This window comes from Flavivirga aquatica, from assembly GCF_001747085.1.
GTDB classification, from domain to species: domain Bacteria; phylum Bacteroidota; class Bacteroidia; order Flavobacteriales; family Flavobacteriaceae; genus Algibacter_C; species Algibacter_C aquatica.
In genome coordinates, this window is record NZ_MDJD01000043.1 from 26,547 (window position 1) to 52,449 (window position 25,903).

18 protein-coding genes, 1 tRNA gene and 1 pseudogene are annotated in these 25,903 nt (G+C 33.0%); 14 read left to right on the forward strand and 6 right to left on the reverse strand.

What is annotated here, in order from left to right; all coding sequences use genetic code 11:
* Positions 1-11 precede the first annotated feature (11 nt).
* Entirely contained in the window at positions 12-971 is a 960-nt protein-coding gene (locus A8C32_RS09635) for a lysylphosphatidylglycerol synthase domain-containing protein (protein ID WP_069830229.1), read from the reverse strand.
* Between the two features lie 34 nt (positions 972-1,005).
* On the opposite strand from A8C32_RS09635, the gene A8C32_RS09640 reads away from it, so the two are divergent.
* The 10 genes from A8C32_RS09640 to A8C32_RS21355 all read left to right on the forward strand — a co-directional run bounded on the left by A8C32_RS09640 (position 1,006) and on the right by A8C32_RS21355 (position 7,766).
* Positions 1,006-1,647 (forward strand): cell envelope biogenesis protein OmpA, encoded by a 642-nt coding sequence (locus A8C32_RS09640; RefSeq protein WP_069830230.1) that lies wholly within the window; start codon positions 1,006-1,008, stop codon positions 1,645-1,647.
* Positions 1,644-2,195, forward strand: a complete 552-nt coding sequence (ruvC, locus tag A8C32_RS09645; protein WP_069830231.1) for a crossover junction endodeoxyribonuclease RuvC — start codon at positions 1,644-1,646, stop codon at positions 2,193-2,195. The genes A8C32_RS09640 and ruvC overlap by 4 nt, the downstream gene beginning before the upstream one ends.
* A 137-nt stretch (positions 2,196-2,332) precedes the next feature.
* Positions 2,333-3,568, forward strand: a complete 1,236-nt coding sequence (gene hemW / locus A8C32_RS09650; RefSeq protein ID WP_069830232.1) for a radical SAM family heme chaperone HemW — start codon at positions 2,333-2,335, stop codon at positions 3,566-3,568.
* A 12-nt stretch (positions 3,569-3,580) separates the two neighbouring features.
* A complete protein-coding gene (locus A8C32_RS09655) occupies positions 3,581-4,330 on the forward strand; it encodes a cyclase family protein (protein WP_069830233.1) in 750 nt (249 codons plus the stop codon).
* Positions 4,331-4,939, forward strand: coding sequence for a DUF4230 domain-containing protein (locus A8C32_RS09660; RefSeq protein ID WP_069830234.1), 609 nt, complete (start codon positions 4,331-4,333; stop codon positions 4,937-4,939).
* Positions 4,936-5,340: a GNAT family N-acetyltransferase gene (locus A8C32_RS09665; protein ID WP_349267240.1), complete on the forward strand. Its 405-nt coding sequence runs from the start codon at positions 4,936-4,938 to the stop codon at positions 5,338-5,340. The genes A8C32_RS09660 and A8C32_RS09665 overlap by 4 nt, the downstream gene beginning before the upstream one ends.
* A gap of 30 nt (positions 5,341-5,370) precedes the next feature.
* The gene (locus tag A8C32_RS09670; protein ID WP_069830236.1) at positions 5,371-5,733 is read left to right on the forward strand and encodes an MmcQ/YjbR family DNA-binding protein; all 363 of its coding nucleotides are present in this window, start codon (positions 5,371-5,373) and stop codon (positions 5,731-5,733) included.
* A gap of 186 nt (positions 5,734-5,919) precedes the next feature.
* Positions 5,920-6,756 (forward strand): hypothetical protein, encoded by an 837-nt coding sequence (locus A8C32_RS09675; RefSeq protein ID WP_069830237.1) that lies wholly within the window; start codon positions 5,920-5,922, stop codon positions 6,754-6,756.
* A gap of 114 nt (positions 6,757-6,870) precedes the next feature.
* Entirely contained in the window at positions 6,871-7,449 is a 579-nt protein-coding gene (locus A8C32_RS09680) for a PhnA domain-containing protein (protein WP_069830238.1), read from the forward strand.
* A gap of 197 nt (positions 7,450-7,646) precedes the next feature.
* The gene (locus tag A8C32_RS21355; RefSeq protein WP_349267241.1) at positions 7,647-7,766 is read left to right on the forward strand and encodes a hypothetical protein; all 120 of its coding nucleotides are present in this window, start codon (positions 7,647-7,649) and stop codon (positions 7,764-7,766) included.
* Positions 7,767-8,203: 437 nt separating this feature from the next.
* Here the strand turns inward: A8C32_RS21355 and A8C32_RS09690 are convergent, their stop codons facing one another.
* Both A8C32_RS09690 and A8C32_RS09695 read right to left on the reverse strand, forming a co-directional pair.
* Complete coding sequence (locus tag A8C32_RS09690; RefSeq protein ID WP_240491724.1) at positions 8,204-8,710, reverse strand: GNAT family N-acetyltransferase; 507 nt, start codon at positions 8,708-8,710, stop codon at positions 8,204-8,206.
* A complete protein-coding gene (locus A8C32_RS09695; RefSeq protein WP_069830241.1) occupies positions 8,680-9,111 on the reverse strand; it encodes a YybH family protein in 432 nt (143 codons plus the stop codon). Before A8C32_RS09695 ends, A8C32_RS09690 begins: the two co-directional genes overlap by 31 nt.
* A 224-nt stretch (positions 9,112-9,335) precedes the next feature.
* On the opposite strand from A8C32_RS09695, the gene A8C32_RS09700 reads away from it, so the two are divergent.
* Positions 9,336-9,614 (forward strand): STAS domain-containing protein, encoded by a 279-nt coding sequence (locus tag A8C32_RS09700; RefSeq protein WP_069830523.1) that lies wholly within the window; start codon positions 9,336-9,338, stop codon positions 9,612-9,614.
* Here the strand turns inward: A8C32_RS09700 and A8C32_RS09705 are convergent.
* The 3 genes and pseudogenes from A8C32_RS09705 to A8C32_RS09715 form a co-directional block, all read right to left on the reverse strand.
* A pseudogene (locus A8C32_RS09705) lies at positions 9,615-10,714 on the reverse strand (DUF4407 domain-containing protein). It abuts the gene before it with no gap.
* Positions 10,715-10,861: 147 nt separating this feature from the next.
* Positions 10,862-11,722, reverse strand: coding sequence for a DMT family transporter (locus A8C32_RS09710; RefSeq protein WP_069830242.1), 861 nt, complete (start codon positions 11,720-11,722; stop codon positions 10,862-10,864).
* A 130-nt stretch (positions 11,723-11,852) separates the two neighbouring features.
* The gene (locus A8C32_RS09715) at positions 11,853-13,241 is read right to left on the reverse strand and encodes a dipeptidase (RefSeq protein WP_069830243.1); all 1,389 of its coding nucleotides are present in this window, start codon (positions 13,239-13,241) and stop codon (positions 11,853-11,855) included.
* A gap of 102 nt (positions 13,242-13,343) precedes the next feature.
* Between A8C32_RS09715 and A8C32_RS09720 the strand changes: the two genes are divergently transcribed.
* The 3 genes from A8C32_RS09720 (at position 13,344) to A8C32_RS09725 (ending at position 25,898) form a co-directional block, all read left to right on the forward strand.
* Positions 13,344-13,425 (forward strand) — tRNA-Leu (locus A8C32_RS09720).
* 308 nt (positions 13,426-13,733) lie between these two features.
* Positions 13,734-13,910 (forward strand): hypothetical protein, encoded by a 177-nt coding sequence (locus tag A8C32_RS20650; RefSeq protein ID WP_165605825.1) that lies wholly within the window; start codon positions 13,734-13,736, stop codon positions 13,908-13,910.
* Between the two features lie 843 nt (positions 13,911-14,753).
* The gene (locus A8C32_RS09725; RefSeq protein WP_069830244.1) at positions 14,754-25,898 is read left to right on the forward strand and encodes a PKD domain-containing protein; all 11,145 of its coding nucleotides are present in this window, start codon (positions 14,754-14,756) and stop codon (positions 25,896-25,898) included.
* Positions 25,899-25,903: the final 5 nt, after the last annotated feature.

The following is a 25,903-nucleotide window of genomic DNA, read 5'->3' on the forward strand; positions in this document are numbered from 1 at the left end:
GTTTAAAAATTTTATTTTGGTAATTTGAAGTTAAGAACATAATAACTTCCAAGAATACTTGGTATCACAAAATTAAGAATCCACATAAGCATAATAACGCATAAAACAGTAAGCTCATTTATGCCAACTAAAGAAAATAAATACACTGCAACACCTCCTTTTACAATAACATCAAAAATAAAGATAGAAGGGATCAATGATGTTATTAAATACATGGAAGTAATTAGTATCATGGCGTTTAAATATGTAATGTCAATTTTGAAAATATATAATAAAAAATAGAATTGAAATGAAAATATAGCATAGCGAAAAAAAGAAAATAAAGCCCCTGAAGCAAGCTTATTTTTAGGATAATCTATAATGAAATGCTTAATTTTTTCTAAAGAGAATCCTTTAATCGTGAATTTAGTTTTATAGAAAACAAAGCTTATTAATAAAATAGATGCAAGACTAATTATTAATATTTTAATGATTTTGTAATAATTAATATTTACATCATATTGAGATATTAAAAAACTAAAACCTATAACCCCTAAAACACTAGTGATAGTCATTTGTAAAGAATTACTAAGTATATTAACAAGAACAATATGCTTTCTGTTGTGGGGTAAGAAATAGATAGCTTTAACACCATATTCGCCAATTCTATTAGGTGTAAATAAAGATGCTGTTAAAGCGCCTAAACTTTGTTCAACAGCATGATTAAAACTAATTTGTTGAATAGGACTAATTAATGTTTTCCATTTTAAAATTTCAAAAAACCAATTAAATATACTTAAGATACTTAAAAAAAATACGTTTTCTATTGAAAAAGCGTTATTCCTTGATAGAAAATTAGTGAAAACAGAAAAATTTAACTGGTTATTATTAGTTAACTTTATATATATAAAGTAAAAAGCAGCAACTACTATGCCCAATTTAATGAGTACAAAAAAGAATTGTTTAATTTTGTGCGGAAGTTTGTATTTCATTTTTAATACATGCAAATTAAACCAATAATACGGTATGTTTTCAATATTTAAGATTTATAAGAATATTTATTTAGCTATATGCTTTGTTGCCTATTCGTTTTTTGGGTTTTCTCAAGGGAATACAAGTACAATAAAAGCGCAGCTTGCACTAGGTATTAACAACCCATCTTCTGGTGGCTTTGTTCGTGATTTTGAATCTAAACCTGTAAATTCCCCATCTATAAACCTAGGAGTACAATATATGTTCAAACCTAAGTTAGGAGCAAAATTAGATTTTGGATATAATAGATTTTCAAATTTAAACAATACACCAGAGTTTAAAGTTAATTACACAAGATTAAATCTTCAATTGGTTTTTGATGCCAATGAAGTATTTAATTTTTCATCACAGAGATTAGGAGCATATCCCCATATAGGACCTGGACTTTCAATGATTAAACCTTTAGGAGATTATACTCAAAATAACTTGTCGTTTTTAAATGGCATGGCAGGAATAGAATTCCATTATGGAATGTCCGAAACCCTTTCTTTATTTGTTGACACCTCATATATTGTTGGGTTTGGAAAAGAATTTAACCCAGTGTCTGAAGGTTATGGATCATTTAATGGAAATTTATTGACCATAAATTTTGGGTTATCTATATCGTTAAGCGGTTGTTACTTTTGTGAACAATGAAAAAAGAAAGAATCATTCTAGGTATAGATCCAGGAACCACTATCATGGGGTTTGGACTTATAAAAGTAGTAGGTAAAACGATGCAGTTTTTACAGCTTAATGAATTAGATTTAAAAAAATATGATGACCATTATTTAAAACTTAAAATCATTTTTGAGCGAACAATTGAGCTTATAGATACTCATAACCCAGATGAGATTGCCATTGAAGCTCCTTTTTTTGGTAAAAATGTGCAAAGTATGTTAAAGCTAGGTCGTGCACAAGGTGTAGCTATGGCAGCAGGGTTAAGTAGGGAAATCCCAATTACAGAATACCTACCTAAAAAAATAAAAATGGCAATTACAGGAAATGGAAATGCTAGCAAAGAACAAGTAGCAAAAATGCTGCAAAATCTACTAGGGTTAAAAACATTACCTAAAAATTTAGACTCTACAGACGGCTTAGCAGCAGCAGTTTGTCATTTTTATAATTCAGGAAGAGTAAGTGTAGGAAAAAGTTATTCAGGGTGGGATGCTTTTGTAAAACAGAATCCTAAAAAAATAGGTTAATAGTTAACAACCTTAGTATATAGTTATACTTTATCAAAAAAATGAATTATTAGTAGTTACTTATGAATAATCTATTCCTTAAAATATCAATAAGATTTTTAATCTGCAATCAACAGCCATTAGAGACTGTAAAATAAATGGCAGGTATCTATATACATATTCCGTTTTGCAAGCAAGCTTGCTTTTATTGCGATTTTCATTTTTCAACATCATTAAAAAAGAAAGATGAGTTAGTTCAAGCCTTAGTAATAGAGTTAGAAATTAGAAAAAAGGAACTTAAAAACAGTATTATTGAAACCATTTATTTTGGCGGAGGTACTCCATCGTTATTAACAGTTAAGGAACTAAAATTATTAATAGACGCGATTTATAAAAATTATAAAGTAGCACAAAACCCAGAAATTACTTTAGAAGCAAATCCAGACGATTTAATTCAAGCTCAAAATAGTAACTCCAATGCTATATTTAGTACAGAAGAAGAGCAAACAAAAACCCTTTTTAAAGATTATAAAAACATTGGAATTAATAGATTATCTATAGGCATTCAATCCTTTTTTGAAGACGATTTAAAAAATATGAATCGTGCGCATAACGCTAAAGAAGCAAAAATATGTTTAGAAGAAGCAACGCGTTATTTTGATAATATAACAATAGATCTCATTTATGGTATCCCCAATATGAGTCTCGAAAAATGGAATAAAAATTTAGAGATTGCTTTTAGCTTTGGGATTAATCATATTTCAAGTTATGCCTTAACGGTAGAACCTAAAACGGCACTGGATAGTTTTGTTAAAAAAGGAACTTACCCACCAATAGACGAAAACTTAGCATTACAACATTTCAATCATTTAATTGAAAGAACAGTAAGGCAAGGTTTTGTTCAGTATGAAATTTCTAACTTCGGTAAACCAAACTATTTTTCAAAACATAACACAAGCTATTGGCAAGGGAAATTATATTTAGGTATAGGACCATCTGCACATTCATTTTATGGTAATCAACGTAGTTGGAATGTTGCGAATAATGCAAAGTATATTCAAACTATTCATAAAAAAGAGCTACCCAATACTATTGAAAATCTTTCAGAAAAAGATCAATACAACGAGTATGTTATGACAGGTTTAAGAACCGTTTGGGGTATTTCATTAAACAAAATAGAGCAAGACTACGGTAATAAATATCTTAAACATTTAGAATCTTCAGCAGAAAAATTTATAAATAAAGAGTTATTAATCTTTGAGAATAAAATAGAACAACCCGTTCAATCAAATAAGACGATTTCATTAAAAACTTCAAATAATAATATCTTAAAAGTTACCCAAAAAGGAAAATTTTTAGTTGACGGAATTGCCTCAGAATTATTTATGATTTGATTATATTTGAATATGATCGCAACAGTTCAATATAACTCCAGAAAACTCCAAATAGATTTAAAAAAACCTATAGACCTCTCTATTCCATTAAGTGCATCAAAAACAAATGTAAATGCATGGTATTTAGAAGCACCAGTAATTGAGCCCGTAAAAAACGGAAAAGCAATTACTAGTGTAAAAGAAGGCGCTTGTATAAATTTTAATAATATATTTTTTAACCCGCATGCGCATGGTACGCATACCGAGTGTGTAGGACATATTACTGAAGAAGTACATTCCGTAAATCAAAATTTAAAACAATTTTTCTTTTTAACAGAAGTCATAACAGTAGCTCCAGAACGATTAAATGGCGATTCAGTAATATCTAAAAAGCAATTACAATTTGCTATAGGAAATAAAAAAAGAGAAGCTATTGTTATTAGAACCATTCCTAACACCAAGGAGAAGTTGTCGATGCAGTATTCTAATACCAATCCAACTTATTTATTAGAAGAAGCTGCTATTTATTTGAGAGAAAAAGGAGTAAAGCATTTATTAATAGATTTGCCAAGTGTCGATAAAGAAAAAGATGAATGTCAATTACTGGCTCATAATGCATTTTGGAACACTAAAGGGCAATTAAGATTAGATGCAACCATCACAGAGTTCATTTTTGTACCAAATACAGTAGATGACGGTGTTTATTTTTTAAACCTCCAAATAGCACCTTTTGAAAATGATGCAACTCCAAGTAAACCTATTTTATATAAAATTATTGAATAAATGGAAGCTTTTTTAGGAATTATAATTGGTGGTTTGTCTAGTTTAGGTGTTGTTACCTATTTTAAATCTATAAAAAAGAAGGAATTAGTAAATGCTCAATCCACTATACTTTTAGATAAAATAAAAACCGTTTGTAAATTTATAACAGTAGAAGGCGATTTTGCAGAAATATACCATTATGAAGATGTTAAAGAACGTTTTTTAAAACTGATTTCAAGTAAAAAGAAAGCACTAGTGGTAATAAATGCAAAAGCCCACGTTGGTTACGATTTATCAAAAATAATATTGAAAGCAGAAAACGATAAAAAGGAAATCACCCTTCAACATTTCCCGCAGCCAGAGATACTATCAATAGAAACCAATTTAAATTATTACGATAAGTCTGATGGCTTGTTTAATAAATTTGAAGCGACAGATTTAACAGATTTGCATAACGAAGCAAAGTTGCATATTCAAGATAAAATTCCAGAAAGCGGTTTAATAGAAGTAGCTAAAAAAGAAGCCTTAGAAACAATCTCACTTATGGAAAGCATAGTCGAAACTATTGGATGGAAATTAGATTATACAGCTTTGGAAATTGAAGATTCTAAAACAGAAAAGCTTCAATGATGATAGAGATTTCGACAGATAAAACTAGATTGCAAATAAATACAATTCAGAACTTTTTAACAACATCATACTGGGCAAAAGGAAGAACTATAGATGAGGTTAGAAAAACGATAGAAAACAGTTTCTGTTTTGGAGCATATTTAGGAGAAAAGCAGATAGGGTTTGCAAGAGTAGTAACAGATTATACAGTCTTTGCATACCTTATGGATGTATTTATATTACCAGAATATAGAAGTCAAGGCTACTCCAAACAATTCATAAAAACTATAAATACAACCTCAGAATTACAATCTTGTAAAATTTGGATGCTTAAAACAGCAGACGCACATGGTTTATATAAGCAGTTTGGTTATACAGAGTTAGAGTGTCCAGAAAAAGTTATGGAAAGATTAATTAAATAAAAGTTGCTTCTTAAAAAGACTAAGAAAGACATGAATATAGAACAAATTCGAGAATACTGTTTAAATAAAAAAGGAACCACAGAAGATTTTCCTTTCGATGCAGATACATTAGTCTTTAAAGTCTTAGGAAAAATGTTTGCATTAGTATCATTAAAACGGTGGGAACAAGGAGAAGCTGCAATAAATTTAAAAGCAGATCCAGACTATTCTCAAGAACTTCGTGCAGAATATAATAGTATCAAACCAGGGTATCACATGAGTAAAAAACACTGGAACACACTTTATCTACATGAAAACGAATTGCAACCCCAATTCGTAAAAGAATTAATAGATCATTCTTATACTATGGTAATAAAAGGGATGACAAAAAAACAAAAAGAAAGCTTGCTCTAAAAGAAAAACTAGAACGATCCTTAAATAAAACCCTCTTTTTTTTGTATATTTAGATACTCTCAATTCCCCCAATTTATTTTATTGCTAGTACAAAAAGGTATTCTTAGACCTTGTTTGTAGTGTGCCCTCTAATCTTAAGTAGAATTTAATTGTAGTTAATTACTAACCATTTAATTTTAACAGATTATGAAAACAACAAACCAATTTTTTAAAGCTTTAGCAGTAATATTACTGCTTAGTATTATCACAACAAATGTTTATGCTCAAGAAGAAAAAGAAACAAAAAGACCCGAGTACATTGCAGTAACAACGATGCATTGGAATATGGATATGGAAGATTTTAGTTTAGACGATTGGAAAGCTGTAGAAAAAGAATACCTAAACAAAGTAACCAAGAAAAATGAATACATATTTAGTGCTTCCGTTTATCTACATGAGTTTACTGCTGATAATACAGAGTTAATTTTTGTTCAAACATTTGCATCCTGGGAAGACATGGACAAGTTTGCAAAAAGAAGCGGGGAGTTAGAAAAAGAGGCATGGCCAGAAGAAGAGGCAAGAAAAGCATACTTTAAAAAAAGAAATGCATATTACGCAAACGAACATTCCGACGAAATTTATACGCCATTACCCAATCCAAAATTAATGGCAGAAAAACCTACTAAAGATTTGATAACCTATGTTAGAAAAAGTCATTTTTCTTTCCCAGAAGATGGAAGCAAAGAAGATTTTATGAAACTAAAAAAGGAGGGACAAGAAGCCATTATAAACAAAAATGAGAATATCAAAGCATATTACTCACATGTACATGCATGGGGTGCTAATAAAACAGATTTTCTAGAAGTGTTTTTCTTAGACTCTTGGGCAGATTTAGATAAAATGTACGATAGGAATTCCGAACTTATGAAAGAAGCATGGCCAGACGAAGCAGCAAGAAAAGCAAAAGGTAAAGAATGGAGACGTTATTTTACTGGAGTTCATGGAGATTATCTTTATAAGTTCATGCATGAGCTATCAAAATAAAAATTTATTAAATATCTATAAGGACGCTTTTTAGCGTCCTTTTTGTTTTCCCTTTACTCTAAAGTTGTAGAACCTGCTATTAAACTGTATTATTGCAAAATCAAAATAAGACTCATGAGCGTATTACAAACATTACAAGATAGAAGCAATAACACTTGCGAATTATGTACTTCGGCAGAAGGTTTAAAGCAATACACTATTCCGCCGTCACTAAACGAAAATGTTGGTAATGATGTTTTAGTTTGTAAAACCTGTTTAGATCAAATAGAAGAAAACACAGATATGGATCCAAACCATTGGCGTTGTTTAAATGATAGTATGTGGAGTGAGTACGTTGCAGTACAAATCATGGCTTGGAGAATGTTACAAAGACTCCGTAATGAAGGTTGGCCAAAAGACTTGTTAGATATGATGTATCTAGACGATGAAGCTTTAGCCTTAGCACGAGCAACAGGAGAGCATGAAGATGCAGCAAACAAAATAATACATAGAGATGTAAATGGTGTTATTTTAGAAGTAGGAGATGCCGTAGTATTAATTAAAGATTTAAAAGTAAAAGGATCTAGTATGGTAGCTAAACAAGGAACAGCTGTTAGAAACATTCGTTTAGACCGTGAAAACGCAAAATATATTGAAGGTAAAGTAGGTGCGCAGCAAATAGTAATTATTACAGACTACGTTAAAAAACTTTAATATTTGGGCGTTACCTAAAGGTCGGGCTTTTCGTTATATCTTTTTCTCGTACCTCAAAAAAGGATGTCACTTCAATCCCTAACGCAAATAAATATGTTAGAAATAAGACCAACATGCGAGAATTGTAACAAGTCATTGCCATTCAATTCAAAAGAAGCTTCGAATGTACCTTTTGTAAAGATTGTGTAGAAACCGTTTTGGAACAAACTTGTCCAAACTGCGGAGTTGGTTTTGAGAAACGCCCAATCCGTCCAGAACATTTACTAGAAAAATATCCAGTATCTACAAAGGTGGTTTATAAGCCTGTTAAATCTTGAAACTAAAATTATTCAGGATAAGCAATTTGTATAGTTATTAGTCATAGACTAGCAGTGACATCGGGGGAAAACATTTGATTTTAGTGTTAATACGGATTTTTAGTTATGGATGATTTTTTATTTAATTTAAGAAAAGGAGTGGTGTTTGTGGTTAATGTTCCGTTAAACCCTCGCTAGCTAACCACGTATTGCTACTGGCTAAGCTTTGCTTAGTAGCGGTAAGAGTAAGAAATAAGAAGAAAAGCTTTCTCTTACCTTCCAATCTTTAACGCTACTAGCAAAATGTTAGCAGTAGCCCTTAGTTTAGTAGTGTCTTGTTCTGAAATAGATTTACACAAAAGTGTAACAAAATGGAAAGATATATTTATAAGCCTGTTATATTTTAAAGTCAGGAGATAATCCTCGATCTTCTGTAAAGACTGTAACTTAGAATATAGTTATAAATCCATATGCTCTATATCTAAACGCATATTAATCATGTGTTTTTTAAAGCCCACTTTTTCATAAGCTTTAATAGTAGGAATGTTATTTGGGTAAACATCTAATCTAATTTCAAAAACATTTTGGGTTTTACACCATTTTAACAAGGTATCAATAATAAGTTTATTTAATTGTTTGCCTCTATATTCTTTATCTACAAACATAAAACCTAGATAACCTTGGTAATTATGCTTTAAATAATGCCTGTCCGTTTTAATTTTCGCATAACCGCAGGCTACAATAATATTATTAATTTCAGCTACAAAAACATCAGAACAGGAACTTGTAATTAATTCCGAAATATTATAATAGTTTATTTTTCCATCTTTTATTGTTGAATCAAAAGGGCGTTCAGCTTGAATAACCCCTTGCTCGAACATTAATAAAGTAGATAAATCTTTTAAAGTGGCTTTTCTAACAATTGGAGACATATTTAAGAAGATGTATCGGCAATGATTTTCCATTCACCATTTATTTTTTTGAAAACGAGCATAAAAATACCATCGGCGTTACCAACTTCACGCTTTAAGTGGTATTCTCCTAAAACATAATAAGCATCTTCGCTTATTTTTGTAATGTCGTTTATTCTAAAACTTAACGTACCAGTATGGTCTTCTGTTGGGTAAGCTTTTTTATAACGCTCTAAAGTATTATCCCATCCATAAGTAATACCGTTATTACCATAAAATTTAAGTGAGTCACTTTTCCAGTAGCCTTCCATGTACTTTTCTATATTATGATTAGACCAAGCAATGCGCTGTTTTTTTAAAACTTTGTTTATGGCTTTTATATCTGCTTCTTCATTTTTTTGAGCATAGCTACTAAAAAAGCATACAAGGCAAAGTAATAAAACTAGTTTTTTCATGTGTTATATTTATAATATTAGGAATAATAAAGATAAAAGTAATTAAATCTGGTATTAAAACGGTTACTCATCGATGAAATTGACATAGATTTTTTTTTCGTCTAAGGATCAAATCGATTGATCGAAAAAATAGTGAAACAACTTTTTTGTTTTCTACTTTTACTCTGTAATCAAATAAAAACTCTCCCTCAAGTTTATTGTTAATATTTAAAAATCAGCAAATTATGGAATTGAAAATCACAAATTGTAATAATTTTTTTAAAATAAAAGGAGCCCTAAATAGAAGTAGTTTAGATATTTTTAAAAAAGAATTCTCTAATATTTTCGAAAAGGTTAATAGTCTTACTATTAGTATTCAAGATATAAATAGTATGGATAAATATGGTGTTGATGCCATTGCTAAACTTCATAAAGAAGCTTTAGTTAAAAATAAAACATTAGCTATTATCGGTTTAGGTTGTAAAGACCTATATGATCATTTTAAAACGGGGACAGCAGCCTAATTATAACACGTTTTTTTGATGCTCATAAAAAGCATCAGATTGCAATTGCATAAGTTCTCTCGCTTTTTTGCGCTTGTAAGTGTATAATTCCTCTTCGTTTTCTATATCGCTGTAAATTCGGTCGTTAATTGTGTAGTCGGCTTTTAATATAGCTTCTCTTAGGTTTTTGTTTTGAAGCACATTCGTTTTTACAGCGGTTTCTTGATCATCTAATTTAAAATCGTAAACACCTTTTGGAGCTAATAATTTAGCTAAAATAGGAGACGTTTCTATAGCTAGGAATAATAAGAATATAAAGAATGAAGGTATCCAAGGTAATTTCCCTAAAGCATTAATACGTGCCATTAAGCCATCAAAATTGTTAATAATAGGTTGTGTGTTTAGTATTTGAGTTTCATAATTCCCTTTTAGTTGAGCAATCTGAGTTTCGGTAGCTAATATTTTTGCTTTATTTTCTGCTTTTAGTTGTTGTAATTCAGCTAATAGCGCATCATGTTTTTTGAGCTTTTCTTTATAAACTGGCCCCTTTCCCAGTTTTTTTGTACCTGAAGTTCCCTCGGCTTCAGTTATATATATGTTGTATAGCGTATTTACTTCTATCTCTTTATTATTTATGTCATTTTGTAAACTAGTAATTTTATTTTGAAGAGCAGAGATGGTAGGTGTAAATTGTTCTGCAATTTGATTTTTATTTGCTAGAGTTAATTCATTTTTTTGCTCTAAAAGCACTTGATTAATTTCCTTTTCGAAAATTTTAAGTTCTAAAGGTTTAGAAATTACAATGGCAATAATTATGGCTAGAATAATTCTTGGAGAAGCCTGTATAAGTTCATCTGTAAAGTTTTTTGTTTTTTTTATAGTAGACACAATATAACGGTCTAGATTAAAAATAAGGAGTCCCCATATTAAACCAAATAAAATTGAAGTATAAAGATTATCGAAAACTGTATATAGGGAGTAACTACCTGTAATAAAAGCCATAATGGCAGTAAAAAAACGGTAGCGCCTACGCCTGCGTATTTGTTTTGTTCTCCAGAGGAGCAGGTTTTTAAAATATCGGTATCGGCTCCAGAGCAGATGATGAAAAATGATTTAAGCATAACATGATTGATTTTGATTGATGAATTTATATATAAAAACACGCCTCAAAACAAATCAATTAAGATCTTGAATTATATTAAAGCGCATTTGCTATTAGAACGTAAAGACAATCAATTTGTTACACTTTTTTAATGAAATATTGAGAACTACTTTTTTTTAGATCTTATACTTTCAACAATAACAGTAGCTATAATTAGAGAACCTCCAAAAAAAGTATTTAAAGTAGGTATTTCATTTAAGAATATATAAGCAATTATAATTCCGAAAATGGGTTGTGTACTTCCAATGATGCTTGCTGTACTTACAGAGAAATGTTTTAAACTCCTAATAAATAATGAATGTCCAATAGCTGTTGTTACTAATGACAGTATAATAATAAAAGGAAATTGGGTTGTTATGTTACTGGTGTCTTGTATAAACATAACAGGAATTAAAACGATGGCCAAGAAAAATGTTTGGTACATCATAAGTACTGTGCCATTATATTTTGATGCTTGTTTTTTTAGCATTAAATTTCTTAGTGCGTAAAAAATGGCGGATAGTACGCCAAATAAAATACCTTTTACATGAGAGCTTTCAAAATTAAAATCTGGAGCAAGAATGTAAATACCTAGTAAAACCATTAAGCCTAAAACAATATGCATAGGGTTAAACTTTGATTTTGTAAACAAGGGTTCTAATAAAGCTGTAATAACAGGGAAGATAAAAAGAGATAACATACCTAGAGCAACATTAGATAATTTTAACGCATAAAAATAGGTTATCCAGTGGGTACCTAAAAACAAGGCTCCTAAAAATAGAGTGATGATATCTTTTTTTGATTGTATTTTAATACTAAATTTTTTAGATCTACAAAAAATGAATAAAAACAATGCACCTAAAGCAGATCGCCACCAAATAATAACGGGAGTTGGCATATCAATAAATCTACCCAATGCTCCAGAGGTGCTAATTAACAAGGTTGCAAGAGTAAGTAAGAGTAGGTGGTTGGTATGTTGGTTTTTCATTTTTAGGTATTAATGCTATATGTGTTAGCGATTGCAGTGGAAAGCCCACAGTGAGGTACGAACGAGGACTTGTAACGAAAAGCGCGACCTTCTTTTACTTCTTAAAAAGTAAAAGAAGGGAACACCCATATTATTTATATAATTCGGTAAAATATTTATAAAATAAAGGAATAGTTTCTATGCCTTTTAAGTAGTTCCAAACTCCAAAATGTTCGTTTGGTGAGTGTATGGCGTCACTATCTAAACCAAAGCCCATTAAAATAGTTTTGCTTTTTAATTCTTGTTCGAAAAGTGATACTATAGGAATACTTCCTCCACTACGTTGAGGTATAGGTGTTTTTCCAAAGGTGTCTTGGTAAGCTTTGCTTGCTGCTTTATAACCAATACTATCTATTGGTGTTACATAGCCTTGACCACCATGGTGCGGTGTTACTTTTATTTTAACGCCTTTAGGAGCAATACTTTCGAAGTGGTTTGTGAACAGGGTAGTTATGTCTTCCCAATCTTGATGAGGTACTAGTCTCATAGATATTTTAGCATAGGCCTTACTTGCGATAACTGTTTTTGCTCCTTCTCCTATATAGCCTCCCCAAATACCATTAACATCTAAAGTAGGTCTTATGGAGTTTCTCTCGTTAGTTGTGTAGCCTGTTTCACCGTAGACTGCATCGATATCTAAAGCTTTTTTATAGTTTTCAAGTGAAAAAGGGGCTTTTCCCATTTCTTCACGTTCCTCTTTAGATAGTTCTTCTACTTTATCGTAAAAACCTGGAATGGTAATATGATTATCTTCATCATGAAGTGATGCTATCATTTTGGTTAGAATGTTTATAGGGTTTGCAACAGCTCCACCGTATAGACCTGAATGTAAATCTCTATTTGGACCAGTAACTTCTACCTCGACATAGCTTAAACCACGTAATCCAGTAGTTATTGAGGGAACATTGTTAGCAATCATTCCTGTGTCTGAAATTAAGATAACATCATTTTTTAATTTCTCTTGATTACTTTTCACAAAAGTAGCAAGGTTAGAGCTACCAATTTCTTCTTCACCTTCAATCATGAATTTAACATTGCAGGGGAGTTGATTGGTGGATGTCATAAATTCCATGGCTTTAACATGCATATACATTTGTCCTTTATCGTCGCAAGCACCACGTGCATAAATGGCACCATCTGGATGCGCCTCTGTTTTTTTAATTACTGGTTCGAATGGGGGCGAGTGCCATAAGTCTATTGGATCTGGTGGTTGTACATCGTAATGTCCATAAACCAGTATAGTAGGGAGATTTTTGCCAATTATTTTTTCTCCATAAATAATAGGATAACCATTTGTTTCACATATTTCAACAAAATCGCACCCAGCTTTTTCTAAGCTAATTTTTATCAGGTCTGCAGTTTTTAATACATCCTTTTTATAAGTTGAATCAGCGCTAATTGACGGTATTTTAAGTAGTTTGATTAGCTCGTTAAGAAATCGATTCTTATGTTCATTAATGTAAGATTGGATATGATTCATGAAAAGTGTTTGTAAAATGTGTATTCAAATGTATAAAAAAGAATGTTTTTTTACTCTATAACTTTGTAATTTAAAAATGTTGTTTATATTTGCAGTCCTTTAGCGGGCGTGGTGGAATTGGTAGACACGCTAGACTTAGGATCTAGTGCCGCGAGGTGTGGGAGTTCGAGTCTCCCCGCCCGCACAGTAAAACAAAACCTTATAGATATTTATAAGGTTTTTGTTTTTTATACAAGTTATTAAAGTATTTACTATTCTTAATGGAGCAATTATTCCTAATTTTTGCCTTTTTAATGTTAATTAAGTTTTAAGTTATTAAAAACTTATAATTTCGATGCAACTTTTTAATTTTTTACATGTCTATTATAATATGAATAAAGTTTTTGTAGTCTTAGTTATTCTTTTTTTAAGATGAAATTTCTGGTTATAGAAAGGCTTTGGCATTAAAATTGATTGTTTTTTTAATTTAAATAGAAATTAATAAAAGGTATTATGGAAAATCATTTAAGAAAAAAAGAGGAAACCAAAGAAGGTATATTTCCTTCTGTTAAACTTGTATTTGTAAAAAGTAATCAAGTATATCTTAAAAAGGAAATAGATGCTAAATTAGAAGAAAGTGTTGATGAATGGCAGCCTGTAAACTTTAATTGGTCTCCTGTAGTTAAATAATACTTATGTATCTCTTTCTGTAAACCTAACTTTACCTAGAATAAGTTTAATGTTATAACGTGAAGTAAAATAACATTATTTTCAACAATTAGATTGTGTGTAGATTGTTTTATATTTAATTTTAGAAGAAATAGCCATAGTTTTTATACATTACAATAATATTATAATGAACTGTAATTTATCGACTAGCCTAGACGAATTATTTATTACTAATCTGTTGGTTCTATTTTCTAAAGCTCATTTAATGAGGTTGGATTCTTAATATATTAAATTCTTTTTCATTTAAGCATATGATTTAAGTAGTGTTTGAATAAAGAAGAAACGATTATCTCTTACTTTTATGTTGATAAGAACTTTATCTAGGAGTCAAATCATTCTCAATTTATTTGATGCCTATTATTTTTTCGAATCCTATATTTTAAAACATTTTTTATTAATTTCAATTTAAAGTCAAAATTGATGCTTAGAGATAACAGAATAGTAATGAATATTAAAAAAATGAGTATATAAAATTTAAACTTACCTAGTTTATATACTTTAATAATATAAAAGCATTTAGTTTTTTCGTGTTCTCAAAGTATAATTTATTTAAGTAAGAAATGTATTTATAAAAAGTAAGAATTTTCTTGTTATTTAAAAATAAAAGCTTAAATTGTAGAACGTAAAGTATATGTTAAAATATTGTTTTTTAACACATTATAACAGGTTTTTTCTTTCTTTTTAAATTTATAATGCTTTTAGTCGTATTTTAACGTGTTTTAATCGATATTTTTTATTTGTTTTTAAGAAGAAACATTGATTTATCTACTTTCGATTTATAATATCAACCATAATAATTTTTAAATGACTAAATTCTACCTGCTTAAGAAAGCAAGAAAGGTGCGCCTTTTTGCCTATCTAACTACTGCCTTATTATTTGGAATTAACACATTAACAGCTCAATCATGTACAATAAATGCTGGTTTAAACCGAACCATTTGCACAAATGATGTATTTCAGTTAGATGGTAGTACTCCAGATACTTATGACGAACAACCAATATGGAGGCAAGTTTCCGGTCCGTCAGTAATAATAAGTGATCCTTTAATAGACGATCCAATAATTGTGGGATTTGTAGGAGGAAACACGTATGTTTTTGAGCTTTCTGCGGTTTGTTTTAATGGAGATAGACCAACACAAACTGTTTCAATAACAGTAGAGCCAATTACAATTGCAAATGCAGGAAGTGATTTTGGATCTTGTCCAGATAATTCAGGGGCATTAACAATAAATGCTAATGCACCTGCTAATCCAGGAGAAGTAGGTCAATGGTCTATTATTGGAGGCAATTCAGCAGGGGTAACTATAAATCAACCTAATTCAGCAATATCTACAATAGATTTAGCAGAGACTAGTGCTGGATCTACAACTTTACGTTGGACAATTACAGGAGCTGATTACGCACCAGGACAAAATTGTGAGACATCTGCAGATATTGTTGTTACCAATTATGGAGGGCAATCACCTGTTTTTGCCAATGATGAGACATTAATGAATTGTTATACAGTTAGCCAAAGTACAAGTTTAAGTGCCAGTTTTGGAGGTAATAATATAAATGGGCAAAATGGAACTTGGTCATTTGTTACAGGTCCTTCAAACCCTAGTATTGCTAATGTAAACAGTAATAATACTAATGTAAGTGGATTAATTGAGGGAGTATATGTATTTAGGTGGGATGTTTCAGGACCATGTGTTTCTGGTAGTGCTACGGCAACTATTACAGTTCCGCCTGCTACTCAAGATGTAACACAAGCCTCAATATCAGACAATAATCAACGTTTTTGTGATACTTCAATAACGCAGACAACCTTGGTTGGTTCTTTACCCGATTATACTAACGAAACAGTACTATGGGAACAAATTTCTGGACCAGCAGCTACAATTGTAGACCCTACAAGTAGTACAACACAGGTGACAGGCTTATCTTCTTCAGGTTCATATTTGTTTAGATATACAATAGAAAATACAGTAACTGGTTGTTCTACTTCAGCGACAATGCGGGTAAGGTATAATATTGATCCTATAAGCATAAGTGTTAATGGGGGTAATGATATTGTAGGAGCGTGTGGAGACACTTCAATTCCTGTACCTTATACTTCACTTAGTGGAACTAGAACAGAATATAGTATAGTTAATGGACCAAGTGATTCTGGTTTAACATTTCCAACAACATATATTAATTTAGGTGGTGGAAATAATGGAACTGTTACTATTAACAGTTTTGATGTTGCAGGAATATATACTGTAAATTTTAGAAGACGAAGAATAGGTAACCTTCTACAGGGGTGTGATGAAGCTAACGATGCTATTAACATACATATATCCACAATTTCACCTGGTGCTAATGCAGGTTCTCCTCAACAATTTGTGTGTGGGCAAGTAAATGGAACTTTAGCAGGGAGTGCAATAACATTAGGTGAAGCATCTGTATGGTCTTTAATTAGTGGACCTGCAGGTATGACGAATGCTATTATAAATGACAGATTTGCGCAAACAACTGGTTTAACAGGGCTTATTCCTGGGGAATATGTTTTTAGATATACCGTTTCAGCAGGTCCTAACTGTCCAGCTGTTACATCAGATACAACAATAACAGTAACACCAGTTAGTAATCTTCCAATTGGAGCAGGTTTAGATCAAACTGTTTGTTTTAATGCGCCCGTTCAATTAGCAGCAGATCCATTGTTGGCTAGTCAGGTAGGTACATGGTCTGCAGCAGATCCAGGAATAACATTTTCTGATGTTAACGATCCTAATGCTATAGCTTATGGGTTTTCAACTCCTGACGCTACTGTAGCAAACGGGAATCCATATATTTTAACTTGGACAGTAGATGAAGGTCCTGGTTATCCAGATTGTGGTGCGGAAGAAACAGATACTATTATAGTTGAAACATTGTTAACAGGTTCTGCTACAATTGCAGATGCAGGGAATGATATTTGTTTAGGTGCAGGCAGTACTACTATTCCTAATTTAAGTGCTAATGCTCCAGGTGTAGGAGAAATAGGTACTTGGACTCAGCTTTCAGGGTCACCAGTAACTTTTACAGATATAAATAGTCCAACTACAGAAGTAACTGGTCTTGTTGATGGACAATATGAATTTACTTGGACAATTGATTATATTGTGTCTAACGGTTGTCCTCCACTTTCAGATAATGTTGAGGTAATAGTAGCAAATACAGGTGCTAGCATTAGTGCTGGTACAGATCAATCGTTATGTTTAGATCCAGTATTGTTATCATTTACGATGAATGCTACAGATCCAGCTCCTTTAGGAGGAGTAGGAACTTGGAATTTGGTTTCTGGTTTAACAGGGTTTACAGTAGATGATATAAATAGTCCAACAGCAACATTTTCTAATCTTTTAAATGGTACTTATGTTTTTGAATGGGTTATTTCTTATGGAAATTGTATAGCTTCAGGAACTCCAAGTCAAGTAACAATAGAAGTAGGTGTTCCATCTACTCCTGCTGCTATACCTGCTGGAGACCAAGTAGTATGTGCAGACAACACGACAATATTAGCAAATCCTTTATTAAACCCAACAACAGAAACAGGAGCTTGGACATTAGTTTCTGGTCCTAATACACCTGTAATAAGTGATCCAGGAAATAACTCGATAAGTATTACAGGTTTAACAACAGGAAGTTATACGCTTAGATGGACAACTGTTAGTGAGTCTCCTCTTTGTCCAAGTTCTTCTGCAACTGTTAATTTAGATGTTTTTGCACCTTCTAGTGCGGGATCAGATCAAAACCTTTGTGAGGTAAGTAGTGTTTTTCTTGAAGCAACAGAAGGAACAACAGGAACATGGAGCTTGGTTTCTATTAATACTCTAGTCCCAACTCCAGCAGAAATTGTTGCTCATACACCAACACAATTTCCAAGTAATAGCAATGTTGCTAATGGATATGTAATTCCAGGAAATGTGTACGTTTTTGATTTTACAACAGATTATCCGTCTTGTGCTAATAGTTCAAGTCAAGTAACTATAACAGTAAGTGATGGACCTAGTGAAGATGCAGATGCAGGAACAGATCAAAATATATGTATTGCAGATACTAATACAGCAATTCTAACTGCTGGAAATGTAGCAATACCAGGTGATGTAACATCAGAGTGGAGATTGCTTTCTCAACCAGGAGGAGCAACAGTCGGGTTTACTACACCTAATAATAGTACAACAACAGATGTTACTGGATTAACAGTGCCAGGTTTATATATTGTAGAACTTAATTTTGAAGCTAACTTTTGTACAGATAATGCAGATATAGTTAGAATTGAAGTATTTGAAGCGCCAGATCCAGTCGAAGCTGGGCCAGATCAACTTAATGCTTGTCAATTAGATTTTCTTACTGCAGCTATACCACCTACATCAGGAATTGGAATTTGGACAATAACGAATGCCCCAATAGGTTCTTTAACAACTATTGAAAACCCAAATAACCCAGTAACAACTTTATTAAATATAGAAGTTGGAACTTATGAATTAACATGGACAGTCTCTAATGGACCATTTGCTGTAGGAGGATGTGCTCCACAATCGGATATAGTTAATGTTATTTTTACAGATGTTCCACCTTCAGCAGCTTATGCAGGACCAGATCAAGAATTGTGTGATAACACAGAAACATTTTTATCTGCGACACCTTTAGCTATTGGTACAGGAACTTGGACACAGACAGCAGGAACTCCAGTAACTATAGCTAATCCTAATAATCCAAACAGTTTAGTGTTAGGGTTGTCGTCAGGAGTATACCAATTTACTTGGACGGCTACTAATGGAGGTTGTACGAATTCAGACTCAATGGGAGTAACTATTTTTGCAGATCCTATTAGTGCAGAAGCAGGTGATAACCAAATTATATCTGAGTTTTCTTCATTAACTTTAGGAGCAACTCCAGTAACGAGTGGCATAGGTACATGGACTCAGGTGTCAGGACCTTCAACAGTTACTTTTATAGATGAAAATGATCCAATTACTGAGGTTGCAGGAAAAGTAGTAGGTACTTATGAGTTTAGATGGACTGTATCTAATGGAACATGTAGTAATGCTTCAGATCTAGTAACTATTGTAATACTTCCTATTTCAGATTTAGAATTAACAAAAAATGTATCTACACCTAATGTAAATGTAGGCGATGTAGTAACGTTTACTATTTCTGTTTTCAATAATGACGCAAGCACAATAAATTCTGATGCAACAGGAGTTAATGTTGAAGATGTATTACCATTAGGATATTCTTTAGTTCCAGGAACAGTATCTAATGCAGGAGCTTTTAATTTAGGAACCCAAACTATAAGTTGGTCTAATTTAAATATAGCAAGTGGAGCAACATTAAATTTAACTTTCGATGCTACAGTAAAAGCTTCAGGAAGTTATACTAATTCAGCTCAAATTACAGGTAGTGATAATTTAGATCCAGACAGTGACCCCACAACAGACTCAAGTGTAGACGATAAAGGTGATGGTATTGCCGATGATGATGAAGATACAGAAGTAGTAACTATTCAATCGGCAGATTTATCACTTCAAAAAATAGTAGCCCCAACAACAGTTAGTGTTGGTGATACTGTTACTTTTACATTAACAGTAGCTAATGCAGGAGCAGACACGGCAACAAATGTTCAAGTTTTAGATTTATTACCTAGTAGCTATACATATCAAAGTGATGATTCTGGAGGAGCATATAATGCATTAACAGGAATATGGACAGTAGGTTCTGTTACAACCGGTGCGCCTATTGTATTAAATATAGTAGCATTAGTGAATACGCCAACAGGAACAGCTAATGAGTATTTAAATATAGCAGAAATTATAGCTAGTGATCAAGCAGATCCTGATAGTACACCAAATAATGATGATGGAGACCAAAGTGAAGATGATGAAGATAATGCAGAAATTACATTAGAAATAGCCGACCTTCAAATAACAAAATCTGTTTTGCCTACTTCAGGTTCAGTAGGAGATAGAGTAACATTTACTGTTTTATTAGAAAATTTTGGAACAGGTGATGCTACAGGAATAGATGTTGAAGACTTGTTACCTACAGGTTTTGATATTGTTTCAGGAACGATATCAAATTCAGGAATATATATTGTTGGAAACAAATCTATTGTTTGGAATGATTTATCCCTAGATAACGGATTGTCAAGAACGCTTACATACGATGCTATTGTTAATGACTCAGGAAATTATACAAATAGTGTTCAAATAACAGCTAGTGATCTTCCAGATCCAGATAGTGATCCAAGTACCGATGCTACTGTTGATGAAGATGGTGATTTAGATCCAGATGATGATGATGAAGATACTGCTACATTTGTTATTCAGTCTGCCGACCTAAGTTTAGTAAAAGGCATATCTGTAGCTAGTAGTGCAACACCAAATGTAGGGGACACATTAAGCTTCGAAGTTATTGTAACCAACAATGGTCCAGATGCAGCTACAGGGATATCGGTATCCGATATAATCCCATCAGGCTATACCTTAACAGGCGGAACAATAAGCAATGGCGGAACTTTAATAGGCAATGAAATAAACTGGACAAGTTTAAACCTAGCCAATGGAAACAGTATCACATTAAGCTACGATGTAGTTGTTAATGCCCCAACAGGAGTGGCAGACGAATACAAAAACATAGCCGAAGTAACAGGAAGTGATCAATACGATCCAGACAGTACACCAGATAACGATGATGGCGATCAAGACGAAGATGACGAAGATAACTTTACAGTTACCCCACAGACATCCGATCTATCAATCAACAAAGCCGTAAGCAACAGCACACCAAATGTAGGAGACGTAGTTACTTTTACTATAACAGTAAGTAACGCAGGAAGTGTATCAGCAACAGGCGTTAATGTACAAGATATAGTACCTGTAGGATATTCAGGAATCACTAATATTAGTGGCGGTGGTATAGCAATAGGAAATCAAATCGATTGGACAGGCTTATCTGTAGCATTAGGAACAGATACCGTAAGCTTAACATTTGATGCTACCGTAGATGCCCCAACAGGAACCTTAAACGAATACATTAATGGTGTAGAAATTATAGCATCAGATCAATACGATCCAGACAGTGATCCAACAACAGGATCAAGTGTAGACGATAAAGGAGACGGTATTACCGATGATGATGAAGCCACAGTAGGAGTAACAATCCAACAATCCGATTTAAGCTTAGCTAAAAGTATCGATAACACAAGTCCAAATGTAGGAGACACAGTAACCTTTACATTAACAATTACCAATGCAGGACCAGATGTAGCCACCAATGTATCTGTAGAAGACATACTACCAAACGGTTATACCTTAGTAACGGTAAATAACGGAGGGACTTCATTAGGAAACACCTCAACATGGACAGGCTTAACAGTAGCAGCCAATAACGGAACAGCGGTATTAACATATACAGCCACAGTAAATGCACCAGGTGTAGGTATAAGCTATACCAATGCTGCACAAATAACAAGAAGCGATCAATACGATCCAGATAGTGATCCAACAACAGATGCTGCTGTTGATGAAGATGGTGATTTAAATGGAGACGATGATGATGAAGACACCATTACAATCGTACCAGCACAAGCCGATTTAAGTATTGTAAAAGGATTAGTATCAGGAAGCGCAACACCAAATATAGGAGACACCTTAGAGTTCGAGTTGACAATTACCAATGCAGGACCAAATGATGCCACAGGTGTTAGCGTAGAAGATGTATTACCAAACGGTTATACCTTAGGCACAGTAAACAATGCAGGAGTAGCATTAGGAAATACAGCAAATTGGACAGGATTATTTGTTCCAGCAAGTGGAAGTATTACAGTAACCTATCAAGCTAATGTCAATGCACCAACAGGAGCAATAGATGAATATCTTAACATAGCACAAATAACAGGAAGCGATCAATACGATCCAGATAGTGACCCAACAACAGATGCTACTGTTGATGAAGATGGCGATTTAAATGGTGATGATGATGACGAAGACACCTTTGTAATCACACCACAAACCTCAGATTTATCATTAGACAAAACAGTAGTAGATGTTAATGGCGGAACAATTAATGTTGGAGATATATTAACTTTTACCGTAGCTATTAGTAATGCAGGAACAACAACAGCAACCAATGTAAGTATAGATGATATCTTACCAGTAGGTTACAGTTTAGTAGCAGGAAGTATAGATAACGGCGGTATTTTTAATGCAGGAGACACAACCATTACTTGGAGTGGATTAAATATTCCATTAACAGGAGCAAGCGTTACTTATCAAGTAACTATAAATGCCCCAACAGGAGCATTAAACGAATACAGAAATATAGCAGAAATCACAAGCAGTGATCAATACGATCCAGACAGTACACCAGATAATGATGATGGAGATCAAAGTGAAGATGATGAAGATAATGAAACAGTAGTACCAACCCAAGCCGACCTAAGTTTAGTAAAAGGCATATCTGTAGCTAGTAGTGCAACACCAAATGTAGGGGACACATTAAGCTTCGAAGTTATTGTAACCAACAATGGTCCAGATGCAGCTACAGGGATATCGGTATCCGATATAATCCCATCAGGCTATACCTTAACAGGCGGAACAATAAGCAATGGCGGAACTTTAATAGGCAATGAAATAAACTGGACAAGTTTAAACCTAGCCAATGGAAACAGTATCACATTAAGCTACGATGTAGTTGTTAATGCCCCAACAGGAGTGGCAGACGAATACAAAAACATAGCCGAAGTAACAGGAAGTGATCAATACGATCCAGACAGTACACCAGATAACGATGATGGCGATCAAGACGAAGATGACGAAGATAATTTTACAGTTACCCCACAGACATCCGATCTATCAATCAACAAAGCCGTAAGCAACAGCACACCAAATGTAGGAGACGTAGTTACTTTTACTATAACAGTAAGTAACGCAGGAAGTGTAGCAGCAACAGGCGTTAATGTACAAGATATAGTACCTGTAGGATATTCAGGAATCACTAATATTAGTGGCGGTGGTATAGCAATAGGAAATCAAATCGATTGGACAGGCTTATCTGTAGCATTAGGAACAGATACCGTAAGCTTAACATTTGATGCTACCGTAGATGCCCCAACAGGGACCTTAAACGAATACATTAATGGTGTAGAAATTATAGCATCAGATCAATACGATCCAGACAGTGATCCAACAACAGGATCAAGTGTAGACGATAAAGGAGACGGTATTACCGATGATGATGAAGCCACAGTAGGAGTAACAATCCAACAATCCGATTTAAGCTTAGCTAAAAGTATCGATAACACAAGTCCAAATGTAGGAGACACAGTAACCTTTACATTAACAATTACCAATGCAGGACCAGATGTAGCCACCAATGTATCTGTAGAAGACATACTACCAAACGGTTATACCTTAGTAACGGTAAACAACGGAGGGACTTCATTAGGAAACACCTCAACATGGACAGGCTTAACAGTAGCAGCCAATAACGGAACAGCGGTATTAACATATACAGCCACAGTAAATGCACCAGGTGTAGGTATAAGCTATACCAATGTTGCACAAATAACAGGAAGCGATCAATACGATCCAGATAGTGATCCAACAACAGATGCTACCGTTGATGAAGATGGTGATTTAAATGGAGACGATGATGATGAAGACACAATCACGATTGTACCAGCGCAAGCCGATTTATCATTAACAAAAACAGTTGTCGATGGAGATACTACACCATTAGTTGACTCTGAAATCACGTTCGAAATACGAGTGACTAATAATGGTCCAGATGCCGCAACAGGTGTAGAGGTAGTAGATTTATTACCATCAGGTTACGATTTTGTATTGTATAGTTCTACATCGGGAGTATATAATGAAACGACAGGTTTATGGACATTAGGAACTATATTATCTGGAGAATCAGAAACATTATTAATAGATGTATTAGTTAATGGAGCAGGAGATTATTTAAATATTGCAGAAGTTACAGCTTCAGATGTGTTTGATATAGATTCTAGTCCAAATAATGATGATGGCGATCAAAGTGAAGATGACGAAGACAATGCTATTGTAGCTCCAGTGGCTTCAGTTGCCGATTTATCGTTAACTAAAGATGTTGTTGATGGAGATACAAGTCCTTTAATAGGATCTGAAATTACATTTATACTAACAGTAACTAATGATGGCCCGCAAGATGCTACGGGAGTAGAAGTAACAGATTTATTGCCGTCTGGGTATGATTTTGTGTTGTATAGTTCTACATCTGGAGTATATGATGAGACAACAGGTATTTGGACAATTGGAAATATTGATAATGGTGCAACAGAAACATTATTAATAGATGTATTAGTTAATGGAGCAGGAGATTATTTAAATATTGCAGAAGTTACAGCATCAGATATATTAGATAACGATTCTGTTCCAAATAATGATGATGGAGATCAAAGTGAGGACGATGAAGCGAATGTCCTAATAACTCCAATAGCAGCAATGGCAGATTTATCTGTAGTTAAAACAGTTGTCGATAATGATATTACTCCAAATGTAGGTGATGAGATTACATTCCAAATAACGGTAAGTAATGATGGACCAGATGCAGCAACAGCTGTAGAAGTTGTCGATTTACTACCTCAAGGATTCGATTTTATTCTTTATAGTTCTACATCGGGACTTTATGATGAAGCATCAGGATTATGGACTGTTGGAACTATTCAAAGTGGAAGCTCTCAAACCTTGTTTGTTGATGTTTTAGTTAATGCACCAACAGGAGCTGCTGGAGAATACTATAATGTAGCGCAGATAACAGCAACTGATGTTGTCGATCCAGATAGTACACCAAATAACGATGATGGCGATCAAAGTGAAGATGATGAAGATGGTGTATTTGTTATGACAGAAACAGCAAACTTGAGTTTAAATAAATCTGTAAATAATATTGATGCTAATGTTGGAGAGATTATAACATTTACACTTCAAATAGATAATGGAGGTGAAAATACAGCAACAGGTGTTGCTATAGAAGATATTTTACCAATAGGTTACAGTAGTATTACAAATATTACTAATGGAGGAATATTAACTGGGAATACTATTAATTGGGATAATTTAAATGTGCCATTAGGAGGATTAACAATTACTTATCAAGCAACTGTAAATCCACCAACATTACAAGTAGATGAATATTTAAATATTGCTCAAGTAATAGCAAGTGATCAATTTGACCCAAACAGTAGTCCTAATAATGATGATGGTGATCAAAGTGAAGACGATGAAGATGTAACATTTATTAATACGCCAACAACGGATATAGCAGTTACTAAAACAGTAAATAATGATAACCCATTAATAGATGAGTCTACAGTATTTACAATTACAGCTAATAATCTAGGGAATTTAGATGCTACGTCTGTAGAGATATTAGATGTGTTACCAAGTGGATATGAGTTTACATCGTTTATAGCTACATCTGGAAGTTATGATGAAAGTACAGGTTTATGGGAAATACCATTAGTAGCTGTGGGTGTAACAGAGACATTAGAAATTACTGTAAAAGTATTAGATAATAGTGATTATGTAAATACAGCGTCGCTTGAATACCTTGATCAAATAGATTCTAATGATAGTAACGATTCTGACACAACAGGAGTTATTCCAGTATGTCTTACCATTTATAACGAGTTTTCTCCAAATAACGATGGTGTAAACGAAGTGTTTTACATTGATTGTATAAACAACTACCCAGATAATTCATTAGAGATTTATAATAGATGGGGTAATGTAGTATATACTAAAAAAGGATATGATAATACTTTCGATGGAACATCTAATGGTAGAGCAGTACTTTATAAAGAAGATAAATTACCTGTAGGAACTTACTATTATGTGTTAGATCTAGGAGATGGTTCTAAGAAAAAATCAGGTTGGTTATACATAAACAGATAAATAAA